Source organism: Streptomyces sp. NPDC055078 (assembly GCF_053607985.1).
Genome location: NZ_JBSGUP010001173.1, coordinates 1 through 1,015 on the forward strand (window position 1 = coordinate 1; position 1,015 = coordinate 1,015).

The window sequence follows — 1,015 nt, forward strand, 5'->3', positions numbered from 1 at the left end:
GACATGGGCGTAGAGGGTGAGGGCGTCGGTCCAGCGGCCGAGCCATCCCAGGGCGACGGCGACCTCGCGGCGGCTGACGAGGGTGTCGGGGTGGCCGGGCCCGAGGACGCGTTCCCGGGCGGCGCTGATCTCCTGCGCCTCGGTGAGGGCTTCCGCCCAGCGGGCGAGGCGGCCGAGGTTGACTCCGAGGCCGTGGCGGGCGCGGAGGGTCTCGGGGTCGTCGGGGCCCTGGACGCGGGTGCGGTCGTCGACGAGGGCCCGGTACAGATCGAGGGCCTCGGCGCTGCGGCCGAGGCGGCCGAGGCTGACGCCGACCTCGTAGCGGGCCGCGAGGGTGTCGGGGTGGTCGGGGCCGAGCGCCCGGGCGCGGGCCCCGGCCACCTCGCGATAGCTGCCCAGGGCCTCGGTCCAGCGCCCGAGCCGGCCGAGCGCGTAGGCGACTTCGTACCGGGTGACCAGGGTGTCGGGGTGTTCCGCGCCGAGCACCCGGGTGCGGGACTCGGCGACGTCGCAGGCCATCCGGAAGGAGTCCTCCAGCCGCCCGAGCCTGCTGAGGTTGAAGGCGAGATTGTGCCGGCAGCGCAGGGTGTCGGGGTGTTCGGCGCCCATGGTGCGCTCGCGGGAGGAGAGGACGGCCGCGTACGCGTCGTGGGCCTCGAAGTGGCGGCCGAGCTGACCGAGGACGTAGGCCGTCTCCTGGCGGGCGGCCAGGGTCTCGGGGTGGTCGGCGCCCAGGACCCGCTCCCGGCCGTCGGCGACGCGGCGGAACTCGCGGAGCGCGTCCTCGGCCCGCCCGGTCCTGCTGAGGGTGAAGCCGACCTCGTAACGGCTGGCGAGGGTGTCGGGGTGACCGGGCCCGAGCGCGTGTTCCCGTTCGGCGGCGACGGCGCGGTGCACTTCGCCTGCCTCCTCCCAGCGGCCGAGCCGCCCCAGGCTGAGTCCGGCGCTGTGCCGGCTGGCGAGGACGGCGAGGAGTTCGGGTGACGGGGTGGGCCGCCCCGGGCCGGTCCCGGGC

1 protein-coding gene is annotated in these 1,015 nt (G+C 76.7%); it reads right to left on the reverse strand.

Annotation, left to right across the window (positions count from 1 at the left end):
• Positions 1 to 1,015 (reverse strand): tetratricopeptide repeat protein (locus ACWF94_RS41010; RefSeq protein WP_453500471.1); only part of this gene is annotated, 1,015 nt, incomplete at both ends.